General features: G+C 63.0%; 12 protein-coding genes. 2 read left to right on the top strand and 10 right to left on the bottom strand.

All coding sequences use genetic code 11. The annotated features are described in order from the left end of the window. The 6 genes from ACFVBH_RS27240 to ACFVBH_RS27215 are packed head-to-tail and all read right to left on the bottom strand — an operon-like array spanning window position 1 to window position 10,760. The gene (locus ACFVBH_RS27240; RefSeq protein ID WP_379005764.1) at window positions 1-4,077 is read right to left on the bottom strand and encodes a type I polyketide synthase; all 4,077 of its coding nucleotides are present in this window, start codon (window positions 4,075-4,077) and stop codon (window positions 1-3) included. Next, on the bottom strand, window positions 4,074-4,325 hold the full coding sequence (locus ACFVBH_RS27235) for a phosphopantetheine-binding protein (protein ID WP_354984852.1): 252 nt from the start codon (window positions 4,323-4,325) through the stop codon (window positions 4,074-4,076). Before ACFVBH_RS27235 ends, ACFVBH_RS27240 begins: the two co-directional genes overlap by 4 nt. Continuing rightward, window positions 4,313-7,231: a condensation domain-containing protein gene (locus ACFVBH_RS27230; RefSeq protein ID WP_379005761.1), complete on the bottom strand. Its 2,919-nt coding sequence runs from the start codon at window positions 7,229-7,231 to the stop codon at window positions 4,313-4,315. Before ACFVBH_RS27230 ends, ACFVBH_RS27235 begins: the two co-directional genes overlap by 13 nt. After that, window positions 7,228-8,199 carry a TauD/TfdA family dioxygenase gene (locus tag ACFVBH_RS27225; RefSeq protein WP_379005759.1) on the bottom strand — a complete coding sequence of 324 codons (972 nt, stop codon included), beginning with the start codon at window positions 8,197-8,199 and terminating at the stop codon, window positions 7,228-7,230. The genes ACFVBH_RS27230 and ACFVBH_RS27225 overlap by 4 nt, the downstream gene beginning before the upstream one ends. Window positions 8,200-8,208: 9 nt before the next feature. Next, window positions 8,209-9,930 carry a non-ribosomal peptide synthetase gene (locus ACFVBH_RS27220; protein ID WP_379005757.1) on the bottom strand — a complete coding sequence of 574 codons (1,722 nt, stop codon included), beginning with the start codon at window positions 9,928-9,930 and terminating at the stop codon, window positions 8,209-8,211. Beyond that, window positions 9,927-10,760 (bottom strand): hypothetical protein, encoded by an 834-nt coding sequence (locus ACFVBH_RS27215; protein WP_379005755.1) that lies wholly within the window; start codon window positions 10,758-10,760, stop codon window positions 9,927-9,929. Before ACFVBH_RS27215 ends, ACFVBH_RS27220 begins: the two co-directional genes overlap by 4 nt. Window positions 10,761-11,282: 522 nt before the next feature. Between ACFVBH_RS27215 and ACFVBH_RS27210 the strand changes: the two genes are divergently transcribed. Together ACFVBH_RS27210 and ACFVBH_RS27205 are read left to right on the top strand one after the other, a co-directional pair. Next, window positions 11,283-12,575: an acetyl-CoA carboxylase biotin carboxylase subunit family protein gene (locus tag ACFVBH_RS27210; RefSeq protein ID WP_379005753.1), complete on the top strand. Its 1,293-nt coding sequence runs from the start codon at window positions 11,283-11,285 to the stop codon at window positions 12,573-12,575. Window positions 12,576-12,640: 65 nt separating this feature from the next. Further along, on the top strand, window positions 12,641-13,765 hold the full coding sequence (locus ACFVBH_RS27205) for an MFS transporter (RefSeq protein WP_379005902.1): 1,125 nt from the start codon (window positions 12,641-12,643) through the stop codon (window positions 13,763-13,765). A 47-nt stretch (window positions 13,766-13,812) separates the two neighbouring features. On the opposite strand, the gene ACFVBH_RS27200 is transcribed toward ACFVBH_RS27205, so the two are convergent. The 4 genes from ACFVBH_RS27200 to ACFVBH_RS27185 all read right to left on the bottom strand — a co-directional run bounded on the left by ACFVBH_RS27200 (window position 13,813) and on the right by ACFVBH_RS27185 (window position 19,870). After that, entirely contained in the window at window positions 13,813-15,621 is a 1,809-nt protein-coding gene (locus ACFVBH_RS27200; protein ID WP_379005751.1) for an acyl-CoA dehydrogenase family protein, read from the bottom strand. 441 nt (window positions 15,622-16,062) lie between these two features. Beyond that, a complete protein-coding gene (locus ACFVBH_RS27195) occupies window positions 16,063-16,647 on the bottom strand; it encodes a hypothetical protein (RefSeq protein WP_379005749.1) in 585 nt (194 codons plus the stop codon). Between the two features lie 1,284 nt (window positions 16,648-17,931). Then, the gene (locus tag ACFVBH_RS27190) at window positions 17,932-18,861 is read right to left on the bottom strand and encodes a pyridoxal-dependent decarboxylase (protein ID WP_379005747.1); all 930 of its coding nucleotides are present in this window, start codon (window positions 18,859-18,861) and stop codon (window positions 17,932-17,934) included. 361 nt (window positions 18,862-19,222) lie between these two features. Next, complete coding sequence (locus tag ACFVBH_RS27185) at window positions 19,223-19,870, bottom strand: MerR family transcriptional regulator (protein ID WP_379005745.1); 648 nt, start codon at window positions 19,868-19,870, stop codon at window positions 19,223-19,225. Between the last annotated feature and the right edge of the window lie 410 nt (window positions 19,871-20,280).

Raw genomic sequence — 20,280 nt, 5'->3', positions numbered from 1 at the left:
CTATCGAGCCGAAGCCAGCGTCGCGGCGTTCGCGATGCGCTTCAGGCCCGCCACAATCGTCGAGGAGTCCAGTCCGAAGTCGACCAGACACGCTATTTCATCGACCCCGATGTCGCGCAGTTGCTGTGTTCGCGCCGAGAAGCTCGCCTCGGTCCCGACCAGCGAACGTGATCCGTAGTACCGGTCGAATGCGAAGTCGATCAGGGTGTCGCGGTCATCAGCACTCAACTCGTCGAGATCGATGTCACCGATCAGATACCTTGCCGCAGAATCGATCACTTCCTTCTGGGACCACAGGTATGCCCGCAGCGGCTGCTCCACGACCGCACGCACGGCATCGTCGTCGCCCTCGCCGAGGTAGGCGTGCAGCATGACCGTCACCACGCCCGTTGTGGGATCGAGTCCGACTTCCGCCCGTGCAGCCCGGTAGGTCGCGATCCGGTCTCGCAACTTGTCCATGTCGAGGTGAATCAGCGCGGTCAGGACGTTGGTCCCGGACCGACCGGCCAGCGCGAACGTTTCGGGGTTCGCCGACGCGGTCATCCATATCGGCAGTTCCGGCTGGATCGGGCGTGGGTAGGTCGTCAACCGAACTCGTTCCCCGACACCGTTGACATCCGCGACGCTACGGCCGCGCCACAGGTCACGAACCTTCTCGATGTGTTCGAGTGTGATCGCTTGCTTGTCGCGGTAGCCGGTCTGGTTGAACACGAAGTCGATCGGTTGGAAGCCTGGAGCGAAGCCCAGACCCACGCGGCCATTGGATAGGTTGTCGACAACGGCCCACTCCTCGGCGATCCTCGCCGGGTGATGCAACGGTGCGACGATACTCCCCGACCGCAGGTGAATTCGGCGCGTGATGGTGGCCAATCCCGCGGCCAGGACCGCGGGATTGGGGTGTAGCTCGCCGAACCTATGGAAATGGCGTTCTGGCATCCAGAGTGCGGTGTAGCCGAGTTCATCAGCGGTGCGGGCACATTCGCGGATCAGCGCGTACCTGTCCTCGGACGCCGACGCCGAGGCCAGGAAGAATAGGCTCATCTGCAGGTTGGCGCCGGTCGCACGTGCGGTCGAGTTCGGTGCGCCCTTCGTCGCAAAGACCGTCGAGCACTCCGAATCGGTAGCGCGGGAGCGGGCCGCCCCACACGACGTGATCTCGGAGTGGTCCGGACCGTTCGTCACGGCAAGCCTGCTCGACAGCAAATCGACCAACTGTGCGACGGAGGGGTTATCGACGAAATCACGCAGCGAGAGTGGGCAATCGATCTCATTGCGCAATCCCAATACCGCCTGAACTGCGCTGAGCGAATCACCTCCGACTTCGAAGAAGTTCGCCGAGTCTGCGACCGAGGCGCCGATCACCTCGGTGTACGTACGTCGTACCGCGTTCAGAAAAGGGCCGGATGTGGGGGAGAGCGCACTTTCGCTGCGGCTGAGCGGTTTCGGCGCGGCGGGGTTTCCGGCCGCGGGACCCGGCGCAGTCGTCGGTTCGGGTTGCGACGTCGGCCAGAAACGGTCCCGCTGAAACGGATAGGCAGGCAGCAGCTGGGGTCCAGAGTGCGGCCACAACGCAGCCCAGTCGATGTTCACGCCGGCTGCCCAGCCAGCTCCGACCGCGCGACAGAAGTCCGTCACTTCCGCTTCCCGTGCGCTGGTCATCGCGGACACCACGCACAGGTTTTCAGGTTTGTCGGGATGGCGTGTGGCCAGGCGCGCCAATCCGTGACCGGGCCCAACTTCCACCAGTAGGTCGATCGATGACTTCAGCATCGTGCTCAGGCCATCGTGAAAGCGAACAGTCCCGCGAGACTGTTGGCCCCAGTACTGTGGGCTGAGGGCTTGCTCATCGGTGATCCAGGTGCCGGTGAGGTTGGAGAGAAACGGGATCTGTGGCGGGTGCAGGCGCGCCTTCGAATACGCTTCACCCAGCGCGCCGAGTTGCTCATCGAGCATCGAACTATGAAAGGCCCTGGATACCGCGAGTCGTCGAAACGCGGTCCCATTCGCCGCCAATTTTTGCTCGACAACCGCCATGACCTGAATCGGCCCGGACAAGACGCACGAACCGGAGCTGTTGACCGCCGCGAGGTCAGCTCCCGGCTCCAGAAACTCCGCAACATCCCGCTCGCGGATCGCGGCTGCCAGCATCACGCCCGCAGGCATCTCGTGCATCGCTCGCGCACGTGCTGCGACAACACCGCACGCATCCTCCAGACTCATCACGCCCGATAAGGTGGCCGCGGCGTACTCCCCGAGGCTGTGACCGAGCAGGCAGGCCGGTGTGATCCCCACCCGCGCGAAGAAACGTGCCAATGCGACTTCGACTGCGAATAACGCAGGTTGAGCGGTCAATGTCTGTTCCGAAGTCATTCCCTCGGGGTCGAGTAGTGCGGCAACCGGCTGCCTGCACGCTTCCGACAGCATCGCGAGACACTCGTCGTGCTCTCGGCGAAATTCGTCGAACTCCGCGCGGAGCCCCCAAGCCACCGCGCGGTACCCCGCGCCCTGGCCCGGGAAGAGAAAGCCCACTCCGGCGGAGTTCTGGGCCGGGATCATCGTCCCCGGAGCAGGGGTATCCACCAGGGCTTGGATCAAATTAGCCCGTGAATCGGCAATTACAACTCGTCGATATGGCAAAGACCCATCGCTGGTCCGCGAGCTACCCGCCAGGTTTTGTGAATCAACCTCGGGATCCTCGATCAAGATCTGTCGCAGATCGCGTGTCCGCGCCGCCACCGCCGCGGGCGAGTGCGCGGACAACGTCACCATGTGCGTGCGGTGGGCTGTCCCGCTGCGCGGTCGAGCGTTCCAACCCGACACCACAACGTGCGCGTTGGTGCCGCCGATCCCGAGGGCGTTCACACCGCACACGCGTTGCCGAGGCGACTTCGTCCACTCGATCGAATCGGAATTGACCATGAACGGGGTCCGGTCCCACGCGACGTTCGGGTTGGGACGGGTGAAATTCACCGTCCCGGGCACGATCCCGGTCTCCACGCACAGGACCGCTTTGATCAACCCGGCTACTCCGGCCGCTGCGTCCAGGTGACCGATATTGGACTTGATGGACCCCAACAGGCAACTCCTCCCGACCGCGGGTCCCTCACGATGCAGTCGAATCGCCTCGGCCAATGCCGACACCTCGATGGGATCGCCGATCAGTGTGCCGGTGCCGTGTGCCTCCACGAAACCGATATCGGCGCCGCTGACTCCGGCTTGCCGCAACGCCGCCGAGACCGTTCGCACCTGGCCCTCCCAGCCGGGTGCGGTGTATCCCACTTTGAGCCGACCATCATTCGCCACAGCAGAGCCCAGAATCAGCGCTCGGATCGGATTGCCGTCGCGCACAGCGTCTTCGGCTCGCCGTAGGACCACGGCGGCGACGCCGTTCCCGCCCACGGTGCCCGACGCGGCCGCGTCGAACGGCCGACAATAGCCATCAGCGGACAGGATCGCGCCTTCGACGTGCTCGACCGGGAAGCCCTGCGGCACAGTAATGCTGGCCGCCCCGACGACCGCGACGCCGCAATCGCCGGCCGCAAGGCTTCGCGCAGCCATGTGGACAGCCACCAGCGAGGAAGAACACCCGGTCTGCACGTTGATGCCCGGGCCACGCAGGTCCAGTTTGTAGCATGTTCGGGTGGCCAGGAAATCCTTGTCGGTAGCGAGCATCATGCGGTGCTTCTCGGTCGAGTTGGCCGTCACGAACCGAGGCAGCAGTGGGCCGAGCAGATATGTGCTCGTCGAGGACGAGGCGAATACGCCCGTCTGAGCGCCGAACCGGTGCGGAGGGCATGCGCCGTTCTCCAGGGCATGCCAAGCGGTTTCGAGGAAGAGTCGATGTTGGGGGTCGAGCATCTCAGCTTCAGCGGGAGAGAATCCGAAAAACCCGGCATCGAAGAGCTCGATGTCGGACAGCACACCGAACGGACCAGTCAGAGCCGGCGGATCTCCTGGGTCGGGCCGGGCGATTGATTCTTTGCCGAGCAACAGGTTGCTCCACAACTGGCCGACGTCCGCGGCACCCGGAAACCTGCCGGCCATGCCCACCACCGCGATCGCCCCTCCGAGGTTCATGACTTCACCCCGTAGATGTGGTGGGTGATCTGAGAGATGGTCGGATGCCGGAAGAACGCCACAAGATCTGTCCGGACACCCAACATCGCGTCGAGGCGATCCTTGACCATCAGCAACTGAAACGAGTTACCGCCCGCATCGAAAAAGTTCTCTTCATATCCGATCGCGTTCCGAGACAGCACGCTGCGCCAGGTTGCGGCGACGGCAGCCCGTACCCGCTCGAGTTCTTCGGGTGTCATGGACGCCATGTCGCCAACTCCTGCAGAAAGGTTCGGATAAAACGCTGAGCGGTACAGTCGACGAACAGATCGGTGCTGTACTCGAGAATCCCGGTGGGACGGTCGCCATCGGCGAGTTCGATTGTCAGGTCCGTGCGTGCGGTGGCCGGCAGGACTGCGAAAGGCTCGAGAACCGCCCCGGACAGCTCGAGACCCTCGAGTGGCTGCGGTCCATAGGTGAACACCGCGGAAAGCAGAGGAACCGCGGGACTTCCGGATCGACCCAGTTCATGGACGATCCGGTCCAGCGGAACATCCTGGTTGGCGTACGACATCAGCAGTTGACGCCGTACTCTCGCGAACGCTTCATCCGGCGGGGGGTTGCCGACGAAATCTGCTTTGACGGGAATCGTATTGGCGAAGTACCCGATCGAGTCGCCCAAACTCGCGCGTGTTCGTCCCGTTACCGCTGTGCCGACGATGAACCGGGCTTGGCCGCTGACCCTGTGTAGCATCGTTTGAAACGCGGTCATCGCCACCATGTGGACGCTTCCACCCAGTCGTCGCGCGGCCGCACGCACTGTGTCCCAAACCCGCTCGGGGACAGTGAAGGCGATCGAAGCGCCGGCCTGACTGGGCGTCCCGGGCCGGGGTCGGTCAGTCGGCAGTTCCAGTAACGGCCAATCTCTATGTGCGCTATGCCAATACGCGATCTGAGCGCCCCATTGCCCCGAGTTCAGGCAGTTGTGCTGCCACTCGGCGAAATCGCCGTACTGGATGGTCAGTGGCACCAGGGGTATCGGATCGCCCGTCAAGTACGCGTTGTAGAGCTGGGAGAGCTCGCGGGCAAACACGCCGAAGGACCACCCGTCGGACACCGCGTGATGCATGACGATGACTAGGACTTGATCGTCAGAACCAAAGCGACCCACATGCAATCGAATCAACGGTAGTTCGGAAAGGTCGAACGGAACGCTGATGACCGAATCTACGAACGATCGTGCGTGGTTGCCGGACCAAGCATCGCCGAGGTGGCTGACCCCGACCTCGATTCGGGACTCGTCCTCGACATGCTGTTCCAGCACATCGGCATTCGAACGCAGACGTGTGCGCAACACTTCATGTCGAGCCGTAACATGGCCGATGGCTCGCCGAACGAGCTCCACGTCCAGCGAGCCTCGAACCCGGACCGCGTAGGGCACGTTGTAGGTCGACGAGCCGGGAAACATGTTCTGCATGAACCACATACGATGCTGACCGAAGGATGCTCGTGTCGGTTTCCGCGTGGCGGCCACGATAGGGTCCCGGTCGGCTTCGGCGCCGTGGTACAGGTGTGACAGTCCTGCGATCGTGGGCACGCGAATGAACTCCGACAGCTGGAGTTGGGTTCCTGTGCGGACCTCGATACGAGCGAGCAGTCGGACAGCCAGTAGCGAGTCGCCCCCGGCGCTGAAAAAGTCGGCCTCGACGCTCACAGGTGCATGCCCGAGCACACTGGCCCAAATGTGTTCGAACACCTCCCGGAGTTCGCTGGTAGCGGTGCTCGCCCGAGGCTCGACGACTTCGCCACTCGCCCCCTTCGGAGGCGTGATGGTGCGAATCGCACGGTTCGCAGCGAACACAGGTGCGTCGGGATCCGCAATCGCTCGCGCCAGTACGCTATTGAACGCATCCACCCACTTCGAGGCGCGATGTCTCTCCACCAGTGTGCTGGGATAGAGGAGGTAGCTCAGTATTGTGCTCCCGGTGTCGTACATGACCAGGTCGATATCGGTGTGAGCCCCTCCCGAGGGTGCAAGCACCATGTGGTCGATCTCTACGCCGGGCAAGCGAAGCTGTGCCAGCGGATGAGGGCAGAAGGTGAGAATCGCCTGGAACAACGGGGTACGAGCCGAGTTTCGCGGTGGATTGACCGCGCGCACGATCTCGTCGAACGGGAGATCCTGATTCTCGTAGGCGCGCAGTGCGGTTCGTCTCACGCGCTCGAACAGGATGGTGAAACTCGGCGTGGTCGAGCAGTCCGCTCGCAGAGCGATGGTGTTGGCGAAGAATCCGATCAGTTCATCCACCGCGGCGGAGCGGCGACCCGTGACCGTTGCGCCCACGGTGAAGCGCTCCTGGCCGGTGAGGTCGCTCAGGAACACTTGGAAGGCGGTCATCAGCGCCATGTGAACGGTGCCGCCCAGTCGACGCGCCAAAGCCCTGAGCTGTTTCACAGTCTCCACGGACAAGGCGAAAGGAACAGCCCCACAGCTGGAGTTCCGTACCGCCGGGCGGTTCGAATCTATGGGTATCTGCAACTCCAGTGGCCACTGCGACAACTCCTGCCGCCAGAACGCGCGCTGATCGTCGAAACGCCCTGAGCCCAGTACATCCCGTTGCCATTCGGCGAAATCGCCATATTGAACGCTCAGCTCGCCGAGCTCGGGTGCCTGGCCCGCTGCCAGCGCTGCGTAGGTCTGTGACAGTTCACGGCTCAGGATTTGGAATGACCAACCGTCGATCACGGCGTGGTGTGCGTTGATCAGCAGCAGATACGACATCGCAGCCGTGCGTACGAGCGTGACACGAAGCAGCGGACCGCATCGCAGATCGAAGGGGGATATGGCGAAAGCATCGATGAATTGCGTCGTTCCGGCTGGAGTCCAGGTGCGAGCGTCGAGAACCTCGATGGAGACTCGCGTGCCGTCCACGTGCTGCCGAGGGACACCGTCATCGTCGACAATACGCGTACGCAGAGATTCGTGACGATCGACGACCACATCGAGGGCGCCTTGCAGGCACCTCATTTCGAGCGGGCCGTGCATCCTCGCAACGAACGGAGTGTTGAACAGCGGCCGAGCGGGCTCCAATTTCTGGCTGTACCACAACCGTGCTTGCCCGAACGAGGTGTCGTAGGAAGGAAACTCGGTGCCATCAGAAGGGTCGCCGATCATGTCATCGCCACCACGACTCGTCGGTCTCCGCGGAACGGAGTCCGGCCATGGGCAATGAGCACATTGTCCACGATCAGCAGATCGCCACGCCGCCAAGGTATCGTGACCGTGCACCTGCGATACGCATGCTCGATCGAATCGATATCCGAGGCCGAGATGCTGGTTCCGTCAGCATGGAAGACATTGCGTGGTAAGCCGTTCCGTGAATACGCACCGATGAGTGCTTCTAGCACATCCTCTTCGAGAGCCGATTCGTGCCATAGGTGTGCCTGGTTGAACCAGATGTCCTCACCTCTGCGGGAATCCACCAGGGATGACCGGCGATAGGCGTGGGTACGCAAGGCGTCGTCGGTCCGGACAAGCTGTTGATCATGGGTTCGGCAGTACTCGGCCACCTCTGTCAGAGAGTCGGTCCCGAACGTATCCTGCCAACTCAGGCCGATCCCCTCCCGGAAACTACGGATGTAGAGCACCCCATCCTGGAATCGCTTTCTGATCGCAGGATCGATCAGTTGGTAGACCGTACGACTGTCGGCTATCGGGGTGTGGCCGCCCAACGCAGCCGGTTCGATGCACAGAAAGAACAGCAACTGCGGCCAACGATCGGTGTACGAGTTCTCGTTGTGCATCCGTATCCGCTGGTCGGCCGGGTATTCGGTGGATGTGTACACCTCGCCGTGCACGCGGGAGCGCGGAGTCGAGGCTTCGGTGTAGGGCAACATCGGTCCCCCGATCGTGTGTACGATCTCGGCGAACAAATCCAGATCAGTAGGAAGACCACGCAGGAGCACCGCGCCCGTGGTGTCGAGGACGTCGCGTAGCAGGCATCGATGCTCGCGTAGCCATGGCATCAATGTGGGTACGTGCGGCTCGGCCGGGACAACCGCCACCCCGGAGTAGGCACTCCCGGCCATCCGCCCCGTGACCGAAGAGAGATCGACACAGTCGATTGGCTGCCCGGCGCTCATAGTTCTCCTTCAACGCGTGAAACTCGGGCCCAGAACCTTGCGAACAGTGCGATTGCGCAGCACGTCGGTGAGACCGAAGGTGAATCCGTGTGCCCGGGCTCTGGTGACCAGCCGTGCGGCCGCCATACTCGTCCCGCCCTGCCCGAAGAAGTCGTCGTCCGGTCCTAGATTCACACCACCGAGCACGTCGCTTGCCAAGCGGCACAACATGTCTTCGTCAGCGGTGAGTACGGCACCGGTAGCGGACGCACCGGCCGGCACGAACTCGCGGGACAATGCCGCCACATCGGTTTTGCCCGTGTGGGTCAGTGGAATCCGGGCGAGTATCACGACATGTGCCGGCACCAGGTGCGACGGCAGGCGCTCGGCGAGAAATGCTCGCAGTTCCATCGGGCTGCACCTCGCGCTCGGCTGAACGGTCACAAACGCCACGAGTTGTACTGCGCCGTAGTCTGGTTCGTGCGAGATCACCGCCGCCCTCGCTACCCCTTCCGCGCACATCAGCGTTGCCGCGACCTCCTCCGGCTCGATCCTGAAACCGCCGATGGTGATCTGCCGGTCCGCACGGGCGACGTACTCGAGTACTCCGTGTCGTCGTCGCACCAGATCGCCGGTGCGGTACATGCGGCTCCCCGAGGTGTCGAACGGGTTCGCCACGAATCGGCTCGCGGTCGCGGCGAACCGCTCCAAATACCCTCTGGCTATTTGAGGTCCGGCGATGTACAGCTCGCCGAAGTCCGCAGGCTCGAGTCTGTCGTCCAGGACGTAGGTTTCGGTGCCGAGCAGACCTCCACCGATGGGCACCGAACCCGATTCGAGAACCTGACCGGAGTCGACCACGTGGAGGCAGCATCCGACCGTGGTCTCGGTGGGACCGTACTCGTTGACGATCGTGACATCAGGGTTGGAAGCGCGCCATGGCGCGAGCACCGACGCGGTAGCTGCCTCGCCCGCCACCATCAGTGTTCGTGACGGCCACCACCCGGGAAGGTAGTGCCGTACCAATTCCAGATGTCCCGGCGTCAGCTTGACGAAGGTGTACTTCTCGTCGGCGGGGTTCGTGTCATCGAGATCGGCGTCGGTGCGGACCACAAGGGTTCCGCCCGACGTGAGTGCTCCCAGTAGGCACGTCAGCGAAAAGTCGAACGCCGGCGACGAATGCACAAGGACCCGGCCGTCGAGGCCTGGACATTCCCGGGTCGCAGCAAGCAAATACGACGCCAGAGCGCCGTGCTCCACCAGGACGCCTTTCGGTGAACCGGTCGAACCCGAGGTGAAAATCAGGTATGCGAGGTCATGGTGCGACAGTGTCACAGGTGACAATGCCGAACCGGCACTCTGTCCCAGGCAGGCACCGCCCACATCGATAACCGGGACTGCCGCGGACACAGGGCAGGATCCATCTCGCGTCAGGCAGAGTACCGGCCGTGCCGCGGTCAGTAACGACTCGATTCGCTCCTTGGGATCGCGAGGATCGACGGGGAGGTAGCAACCCCCGGCCTTCATCACCGCGAGCAAGGCGACGACCAACTCGAGAGAATTCTCGATCAGCACGGCGGCCAGGTCACCCCGACCTATGCCTCGTCGGCGCAGTTCTGCGGCCAGACAGGTCGACCGGCGATCGAGTTCGTCGTATCGGCAGGAGCTCATACCGTCGACAACAGCGGTCCGGGACGGTGCCCGGGCCGCCTGAGCCTGAAAGAGAGTCAGGAAACTCGCCGCCGGTGTCATCGCTCGACTCCACCCAGCAGAATGTCTCGGAACAAGCCGGCGATTTCGCGCGAACGAAGCAGATCGTCACGTCTGACCCCTGTCCGGATCACCGTGCCCGTGATGTCTGCCAGCGGGTCACGATCCGCGGAGAGGATCGTGATCGCCGGGGACCACTCCGGTCGGGTCGCCAGGCTCTGCGCAGCGCGTAAGTACCTTGTGTACGAATCGAAGACAGACACCAGCTCGGCTCCGGCGGATAGATCTATGCCGGCTCGCTCGAACGCGACCCTGCTCGCCCACTCATAGGCAGCTACTACCGAGTCGACCATGCCACCGAAGTCGCCGCCCCATCGGTCCAGTTCCGAGGTCACACGCGCCGTGAGGGCCCCATGTTCCTGTTCTGACAGCGTTGCCAGCGCGATGACCGCCCGGCGAAAATCGTGCTCCAGCGACATCCGATCGGGTCGTCCCGGATCAAGGAGAATCAAGGACGGACGCGTGCCCTGGCGATCGGCGATCCGGTTGGCCAGGGCGGCAGCGAATACGCTGCCGGAGCAGAAACCCAGCACGGCCGTTACCGGTGGCGGACTGGGAGGATCGAAACTCCACCACCGAAGATATGCTTCGGCGGAGGCGCTGCCATCGGCGGTGACAGGCGGGTGGACACCTTGCCACAGCGAACAGCCGACCGGAAGCAAGGGAGCGAAGTCCGGAAAGCCCGCGATGGGCCTGGCGCTGAGCTCGCAGTCCAAAGCCAGGACGGTCCATTCATCACCATCGACGAGTGGTCGCCAACCGATACGTCGATCGCATGCGAACTGCCGAGTTGTCTCCAGGTCGGATCCCATAGAGCCTCATCGAGTGAAGGGGCTGTTTTCCCCAGGAGACCACAGGCGCGCAAGCCGTCCGGTTCCCATGGCGTGGAACACGACTCCCCGGGAACAATCCCTCGGCAGAACGAAAAAAGCTGCGCCACATACCAGTTCGAACAGTCTGACCATGTCGGCATCATGGTGTGTGGCGCGCCGAGTCTGCCACCGGCAGTGATGATCCGGTGCTCCGGAGTACACCTGCGTTATATCCCCACATTGGGGAAGTGGTCCGATATCACGGTCGAGGTCGCTCTGATACCTTGCCCGGCATGCAATTTCACGGCCGCGCCCGGCGGAGCACGGTTTCCGCGGTTGCACCTGAATTTTTTAACGGCCATTGATTTGCGAGAGCACGACTCCAAATGGCACCCCATTCGCGGACTCGCCAGGTTGTCGGGCAACCGCTCGAACTTCGCAGCGTCACACATCTGAACAGAGGTTGCCGCATCGGGCAACCGTCCCGATGTGCATACGCCACTGGAACAGTAGGGAGCGAACGTGGTAACCGTGGTAGTCGCAACTCGCCCGCAGGTGGCCGCCCTGTATCTGGCTCGCCTGAAAGGCCCTGTTCATTGCCTTATTCCTGTTGGGACAGAACAGAGTTGGCGTGCAGCTGTACCGGAAACACCTGTGCATGCTGTCCCCTCGTGGACGGACTACACCGCACTCGCCGCAGCGACGGCCCGGCTTCCTGTCACTCGAGTCGTCGGCACCGATGAAATGACAATCGCTGCCGCCGGGTACCTACGAACTCTGTTGGGAATTCCTGGTCAAAGCTGGTCGCAGGCAATCGCTTTCACCGACAAGGCGACAATGAAGAGCGCCCTCCATGCGGCCGGTATTCCTGTAGCCCCGTGGTCGGTGGCACACTCTCTGCAGGACGCCGTCACCATTGGTGACGAGCTGGGCTGGCCCATAGTGCTCAAGCCACGTCGAGGCTTCGGTGCAGTCGGAACCACCCGGGCCTACTCGCCACAGCATCTGTTCGACCTCGCCGCACAAGGCCATTTCGAAGGACACGATCCGCTGAGCGACGCGGAGCGTGCCTTTCAGACGACGGGGATCTACAGCGGCTTGCTCTCCTCGCCGAACGGATTCCAAGTCGAGCGGTGTATCGATGTCGCAGCAGAATTCACGTGCGATTGTGTGCTCTGGAACGGGGAACCGCGGTTGACGCTGGTGACCAGGTATACGGACACTGTGCTCGACGCGGTGGAACAAGGTGGCGTGTGCGAGTTCCTCACCATGCCTGACGGCGACCCCGACACGCACGCTGTCACCGAGTTGACCCGTCGCGCGATGACCGCCCTGCAGCTTCAGACCGGGCAAGTGCACTGTGAAGTGTTCCGCACGGCGGACGGTAAGCATGTTCTGGGCGAAATTGCATGTCGCGCAGGTGGTGGTGCGCTGCCGGCACTGTCGGAACTGTTGTTCGGCGTCAACACCTTGAGTGTCGGTGTCGACCTCGGGGTGGGTACCGAACCGAAGGCAGCCCAACCACGTGCTCACGCCGCACTCGGGGTGGTGGGAATCCCCTTTCCCGCCGGAATCATCGAGCAGGCGCCGACGGAGGAGGAACTGGAATTGCTGCCGGGCGTCGTGCGCGCAGACGTTCGTGTACGCACCGGTGACATCAGCGGCGGCGGATTGGGCTCGGTCGGCGCGGCCGCGTACCTGTTCATCGAGCCACAGCCCGGTCAGACGGTACATACACAGATGAGTATGGTCCGCGCCCTGGCGAAACCTCGATTCCGGATTGCTCCACTCGACACCGAGCTGGTGAAACAGTGATCGCTGGGATTCCCCCTTCGACCGCGGCGCCGCTCGATCAGTCGCGCCGCGGGGAAGTCGTCGCGATGGCCCTGGGAGCAAGCAGCCTCGCCGTCGTGGCCAGCGGTATCGTAGCGCCCGTTTTGCAGCTCATTCGAGATGACCTGCATCTGACCACCACCGCAGCCGGACTGGTCGTAGGCTCGAACGGTGCGGTGGTGGCGCTGGCAAGCCCTGCGATCGGGCGGGCGATCGACCACTGCGGCGCCTGGAGAGTGCTCGGCATCGGATTGCTCGCCTACGGCATCGCCGGGGGCATCGGCGGCCTTGCCACCTCGCTGACTACTTTGCTTGCGAGCCGCCTGTTGCTGGGAGTCGGCGTGGCAGCGGTTTTCTCCGGCACCACCGTCGCTCTCCTGGGCTACGGTGCCGATAGCGACCGCGTCGCGGGGTGGCGAACCGCGGTAATGACGGCGAGCGGACTGGTATGGCCGGTCGTCGCCGGCTTGCTCGGCGGGTTCGGCTGGCGTACCAGCTTCGTGATCTATCTAATCGCTGTGCCCCTTGGCGCGGCGATCCTGATCCGGCCGATCCCGATCGTGGACCAGAGCTCGAGTACGGGGAGCGCGCGTGGACTACTGAGGCACAACCGCATGGTCGTTCCATGGTTGCTTCTGATCGCGGTAACCAATTCGCTGGCTTTCACTCTGCTGATCTTTATGCCTCAGCGATTGTCGGAGCTGGGCGTACATGCGCCCGTTGCGGTCTCGCTGTTCATGACGCTGTTCTCCGTTGCAGCCAGTACCGCTGGAATCGCGTATCCGAAGGTTCGCAGGGTGGCCGGTCCAGTGCTCCTGCTTCGTGTAGGCACCGTATGTTGGACTGTGGCCCTGGTGATCCTGGGGGCAGGCCATCAGCTGGTGGCCGTGTTCGTTGCCGCTGTCATCGCAGGGGTGGGCTCGGGCCTCGGATTCACGGTACTGACGCTCACGATAGCGCGGATGACGCCACCGAACTCGCTGGGTCGAATCACAGCGCTGTCGACAACGGCGATTTTCGTCGGCCAGTTCACCGGGTCACTGTCACTTGGGCAAATCGCAGACAGAGTGTCGATCGCCGCTGTGTTCTTTATCAGCGCGGCCATCTCGTTGGCCGCGTTTCTCATGGTGTTACTCCTCGTTCCAGACCTGGAGCACGGAGGCGAAACCTGATCGTTCGATCAACCCGTGTAACAGCAGATACCTCGAAATCCGAACGCTCACAGGTTGTTTCGACCGGCAGGAAAGGACGCTCGCGCCCAACCGGCATACTCCATCCATGCATCGATGTAGTCACCGCTGAACAGCGGCCCGGGCAACGCAGGGGTCGCGAACGCTGCCACCAGAGATGAAAGATGCTCGGCGACAACACGAAGGTTGCGGTCCAGTTCCTGTGTGATCAACTCGGCGCGCGGCGTGTCCAGTTGGTCGTTTGCCGCGTACCAGGTTCCGCGGTCGTGCACGCGGCCGAGTGCGTAGGCGGCTGCTGCCGATTCGAGCAGCTTCCGCGCAAGGGGGTCCGTGACCGAGTGCGCTTCGGTCACCAGTGCGGCTACCGCGAGCCTCTCACCGGTCGCCGTCGCCAATTCGATCGCCCGTGCATCCCGGCCACGCGCGGGGACACCATGGCCGGCCCGTCCTTGCGCCAACACCCGTTCCCGATCGACGAGCATCCCCATATACCAGGGCATGTCGACCTCCTGCCCTGGCAACCGCAGGGCAGGCAGCTCCGCGCCCCGCCGACCAGCGACGACCTGCATGATCTGGTTCTCTCCTTCGGCGGTCCGCATCGCTGCCAGATTGCCGATCCAGTCGACGAGGTGATTGATGCGCAGGGCACCCTGCGCGGCAGCCCGATCGCGACACATCATGAGCACCTCGAGCGCCGTATTCGTCAACAACGGCTTGGCCAGCATCGACCACAGCACCGGTTCCGTTCCAGACTGACTCACACGCATATCGCGCAACCGCCGGCCCAGCGCGCTCATCGCGTACACCGCGGCCACCGCCGCGGCCAGATCCCGCCGGACCGCGTCACGGTCGACCAATAACGTCCCGTCACCGGGACGACGCTGGCAGGCGTAGTTCACCAATCCCGACAGGCTCGCACGAGCGCTCGCGATCGCCGCATTCGCCAGATCGAGCCGCCCATCGCCCAATACCCCGATCGCGCGATGAAACCGCACCCGAGGAGGGAGCCCGCTCTCCACGCGGCCGTTGACGTCGATACGCGCGAAGTCGCCACCCAGCAGCGCATCGCGGGGGAGCCACACGTCGTCGAACCTGATCAACCCGTGATCCATCGGCGCTGACACCTTGTCGGGCAGACGTGCCACGTGCACGCCGTCAGCCAACCCTCGTCGGGTACGCAGCTTCAATAGGAAAGGCAGCACCCCCTCGTCCCGGCCGTCGACAATCAATCGGGCTGTGACGACCGCTGTTTTCGGGATTGCGGGGTCGGCCACATTCGGCATCATCTTCACTGCCTCGGGGCCGGGTGTACCGAGTGTGAAACCCTGAGACTGTCGATCCCAAACCGCCACGGTTCGCTGGTCAGCGCCATTGGTGCCACCGAGTTCCGTCAGCATCAAGACGCCCAGCGCGGCACCGGTATCAAGCTCGGCCAGGCACTGTTGTTGATACGCCGAGCCATTGCCCAGCGAGAGTATCGCGCCGATCGCCAGATCGAAATGACCTGTCAGTACGAGGAGCAATCGCGGTGCTGCCACCTGCGCCCAGTCGCACAATGCGCCCCGCATCTGAGCATCGGAGGAGATCTCACGCGCCGAGCAGCCGAGTGCGGCGATTACTTCACGCAGCAGGCGAGGACCGCGCTCGGCTTCCTGATCGAAGGTAACTCCGGACGGAGCGATATCGGCAAGTCCGACGACAACGTCTCGAACCCGCATGTGCAAGTCGAGCTGATCACCGAAGATCACCTCGAACAGCGCTTTCTCCGTGGTCGAGATATCTCGGTGGCGTGTGGGCCCACAGGAGGATTCACCGGTGGAGAGGTCTGTAGTTGTCATTGCACTCACCTGATACTGCGTGCCGTGCAATCCGATAGCGGAAGACACGGGTGCTGCGCCCAGGGGGTCATACCAGCCGCTGCCCGGGCCTTCTTCGATACTTCCCGCGCGGGCTACTTCATCTACCGTCTCACCTGGCTTGATTCGGGATCATTGCGACGACTGCGGATTGAACTGTGTTACCGGACAAGCACGTTCCGGAACCAGTGTCAAGGGGCATCGAGGCGATCGAGCGCATTCGGGGGAATGCCCAGCGGAGGACGACGCGCTGTCAATCACGCTGTACGGCAATTGCTTTCGTCAATAGGGCGAACAGTGAAGCCAGGATAGGCGGGCACACGGCGGAGGAGCGACGCCGAATTCCCACGGGTGGCAAGTGGGAGGCCGTAAACGGTCTGTACCGACCTGTGGCCGAGGGGCTTGCTCCACCGATAGCGCCCATCATGATCGTGCCGACGACTTACGCGACGGCCATCGCAACGAGAGCTTTCGCGGACCGAACAAGGGGTCGTCATCGCTGGCGAACACCAACTCCGCCAGCGCGACCGGCCAAGGGTTCGCAAGTGCCGAGTCCCCGTACTGGGAGGCGAACGTCTCGCTCCACACCAGTCCGTACTGTTCGGATCTGCGGTCCACGAACGTCCATTCGGTGGATCCACCGCGCGAGTCTTGCGCGACCACACCCACTTCATTCGCACTGCGGCGGAACACGCCGCTCAATAGCAGGTTCGGGTCGGGCCATGCAGTGTTCACGTGGGAATCGGGCGGGCCGATGATCACCGGCAGAGGATAACGGCGAGCAGTGATCGCGGTCAGTGCCAGATCGGTGGGCCAGTCAGGGGCGCGACGAGTGACCGAGGTGAGGTGATCATCGATGTACTTCTTCGAACAGCGCATCAACGGGATCCGGTCGCCACGGTCCATGGTGAAACGATATGTTCTCACTTCGCGGTGCTGATCTGCGACGGCGAGATCGACATTGTTGTCGTCGCACACGACAACAGATCGGAACTGGAACGGCGACATCGGCCCCAACCTCACAGTGAGCTCTGCTGTGTGACAGCACAATCGAGAAGCCGCCGTGTCTGATGCTCGAGCATTCTCACCGCTGGTGAGCGAGTCGGGACAGGTTCCTCAGCTCAGGACACCGTCGAGGCAGTTGCTCGAGCTCCTCCAGGTGCCGTCAGCGACAGCGTCGCCCCCGCTGTACTGCCACTCCCGAAGTGGCGCCGCGTATTTCCATTGCTGAAAGCCATTCGGATGTGCCACCACCTGGTACACATCCTCTGATCCGTCGATAAGCTGGCTTCCGACGCAATAGTCGTTATACGACGTACCCGGCTGGCGAGCGCCCGGACTGAAGTGTCCCGCGGGATTGGTCACGGCGCCCGGATTCGCGACGGTACTCTCCGATTGTGTCCGCTCACCTCTGATCCACACGGGTGCGCCCCAACTGTCCGTGGCGCACGTGAAGTGCCAGCCGCCCGCAATCTCCTCGGCTCCGCGGGGGTAGGCAACGTCCGCCCAGAGGCACGGCGCACCGTCCGGAGCGGCCTGCGCCTGCGAGGTATGCGTGGGTGCCAAGCCCAGCGCCACCGCGCCGGCGCACAGAGCGAGCGTGCGCCAACAGGGTTGCGTCAAGCGCCTTGTGATCCGTCCAAACATCGCAACTCCCTGTGTAGCGCTCGGAGGCTGTGGTAACTCCACATTTAATGTACCGCTGCGTAACGGGCCGTCTTCTCACTGCTGGGACTTGTCGGCGCATTCGAGCAGGTAAGCCGGCATCGATCCGCTGCTAACCTCCAGCTGCTCCCATCGACGGAGGGTCGAGACGCTATATAACGGTACATAATTTGAGTGAATTCGCAGTCACGGCCCGTCCGAGGCGCTGTGAGCGATCGCGCACAGGAGTGCACCCATGGCCATAAATACGACCGAGATTCGGTACTGGGCAGGTACCGCCCTCATCGCCGGACTACTCTTCGCCGTACTACCCACAGTCATCGCGGCCGGTGGCGCCGATGCGGACAGTTCGCGAGGGTCCGGATACGGTTACGGCAACAATTCCTACGGCACCCGGGATCGCAGCGGGTACCACTTCCATCACGGATCCACCGGGCAGAGCTTGCATTGGGGAGAAGGCCCTGCGCCCTCGGTCCACAGTCGCGATGGCGCCGGGCGGGCGGGCGGGGATCGTGCGGGCGGTTCCTACGTCTGTCGTCCACAAGCTGTTTGGTGCCAAGGGAAACGCTGATTTCCAGGTGCCGTGAGGTTGGGCGGGTGGTGCGAAATACTGCCCGCCGAACCCGATCAGGTCATGTGCTGAGCCAAATCATCGGCGATCGTCCGACAGAACTCGTCGATCAGGTCTTTCGTCACGTGTCCCACCGTGGTGACAGCGGCACGGGAGCCGGCGGTGGTCAAGTGGTAACGCTGACAGATCCACTCCGCGGGGCGGTCGAACGAGACCACGATCGACGACCCGTGCACCACAGGATCGAGCCCGAGCAGTGCCAGAGAGTCCGCCGCGTAGGCGGCCGTATCCAGAGCGCGCCACGCATTACGCGCCAAGCCCGCGGTGCCGCTACGTGCCAGCGCGTACCAGAGGAACACACCGGGCGAACCGCTGCGCGACCCGCTGATCGTGGCGTCGCTCGACGCGGCAAAGCCACTTGCGTCAGCATCGAGAACGTCTGTGCGGCACAGGGCGACCGCAGATTGCATCGGCAAGCCCAGCACGGTGTGCGGGCTCAACGCGATACTGCCGACATTCGAGTGTGCGAAACCCCAACGGCTCCGGTCACTGGTGAACGGCGCGATCAGCCCGCCGATGGTCGCGTCCAAATGAATGTGGACATTGCCCGCGCCCATCGCCGCGGCGCCGATCGCGGCAACGTCGTCGACAGCGCCTTCCAGCGGGGTCCCGACGGTGGCAACGACAACAGCCCCTTCGCCGTCCGCGGTCCGGCACAGTTGCGACAGATGCCGCATGTCCATCGCACCGCTGGCGTCGCATTCCACGAGCACGAGTTCCCTGCGCATCAAACGCGCACATGCGGCGATCGAAGAATCCGCGGCCTCGCTGCAGTAGACCCTGGCGTACGGCAGGATGGTACAGCCGCGATCGATTCCGAACTGGTTCGCTTCGCGCACACCGGAAGTGATGTATCCGAAGGTCGAATCCGGATCACCGTTGGACAACTCGGCCAGGTACATGACGACCGCCAGCTCCATCGCCATAGAAAGTGTCGGTGGACGACCTGAAACACCGAGATCGGCTGTGTGACAAGGGAATACATTAAGCAGCGCGGATAGGTGACTGAAACTGACATTCCTGTTCACGGAAGGGCCGAGGGTGTATCGGTCGTCAACACGCGATTCGTCGATGATGGCATCGAGATGCTCGAGAAGTTCGTTCTCGGAAGAGGGAAACCGACCAATTCTCAGTCGGGATTGTATAGCTCTGTTCACGCGCACCGCCTGAATTGCTGCTCAGATCGTCCGTACGAGGCGTCGATGAATACGACACTAGCAATCGCGTGGCACACCATCGGGGCGGCGACTTTCCTGTGGTGGGAAAACCACCAACCCTATTCGGTGCTCAGTTGCCTGGTATCCCGGGCGGCGAGTCGCAGTAGCGATCGATGGCACGGTCGATGAGTTCTGCGGCGGCTTGCGCGACCACAGTCCTGACCGCAGCCCGCTTCGCCTCCAGTCGGCGTCGCTCGCCCATCGATCGCGGCACCTCTTCGTGTTCGGCACCGAGCAGCCGCAGCAGCAGTTCGTTGGCGCAATGCTCAGCCAGCCGGCCGCAGTCCTCCGCCAGCTGCTGGAGCAGACGCTCCACATCCGATGGAGTCGCGCCTATCTCCGTCAGCCGCGCCGATAACTCCGCACACCACGGAGCCGGCGCGTTCGTCACGGATTGCGAGGGTGGTTCGAACTCGAAGGTGTGGCCACGGTCTGGCGGGTTTTCGTTAGTCGATGTCACACCGAGTACTTCGCCCAGCCCGTCGCCGCGGTCCCATGCTTCCAGCAGTTCCCGGATTCCGTTCAGTCGCATTCCACGTCCCAACAGACGGCTGATCGTCTGGAGCCGGTGAAGGTGATCACTATCGTAGTAGCCCACGCGACCACGTACCTCGGGCGACGGCAGCAGGCCCCGTTCGTGGTACACGCGGACGCTGCGAACCGTCGTGTCCGCAGCGCGTGCCAAATCATCGATCGTGTACTCCGACTCGCCAGCCATCTCTCTACGGTAGCTAACGATGTGACTGTATCCAATGATACGTACTAGATTGTGCCGTTAAATAACGGCTCAAAGTATTGCGTCTTGTTGTGAGGTCGGTTACGGTCCGAAGACCAGCCGATCGGCTGGGGTTCCCGGGGACTGTTGAGCAGCCCTGACGAAGGCTAAACGCGGGGCGCGCTGCCAATCGCGCTCCAGGTACCCCGGAGATGGCGATGAACACGAAACGAAACCGGTGGTTGGACGTCGGATCATCCGAGTCCGAGAGTGCTCCACCTGTAAACACCCCAGCCGCCCGACGGCCTCCCTGTGCGGACAACCCCGACACCTGGGACCTCGATACCGGCAGTCCCGATCTGTGGCGAGCGGCGACACAAATCTGCCACGAGTGCCCCCTGCGCGCCGAATGT

Source organism: Nocardia sp. NPDC057668, from assembly GCF_042799795.1.
Lineage (GTDB): Bacteria > Actinomycetota > Actinomycetes > Mycobacteriales > Mycobacteriaceae > Nocardia.
This window is presented reverse-complemented; position numbering and strand designations above follow the sequence as displayed.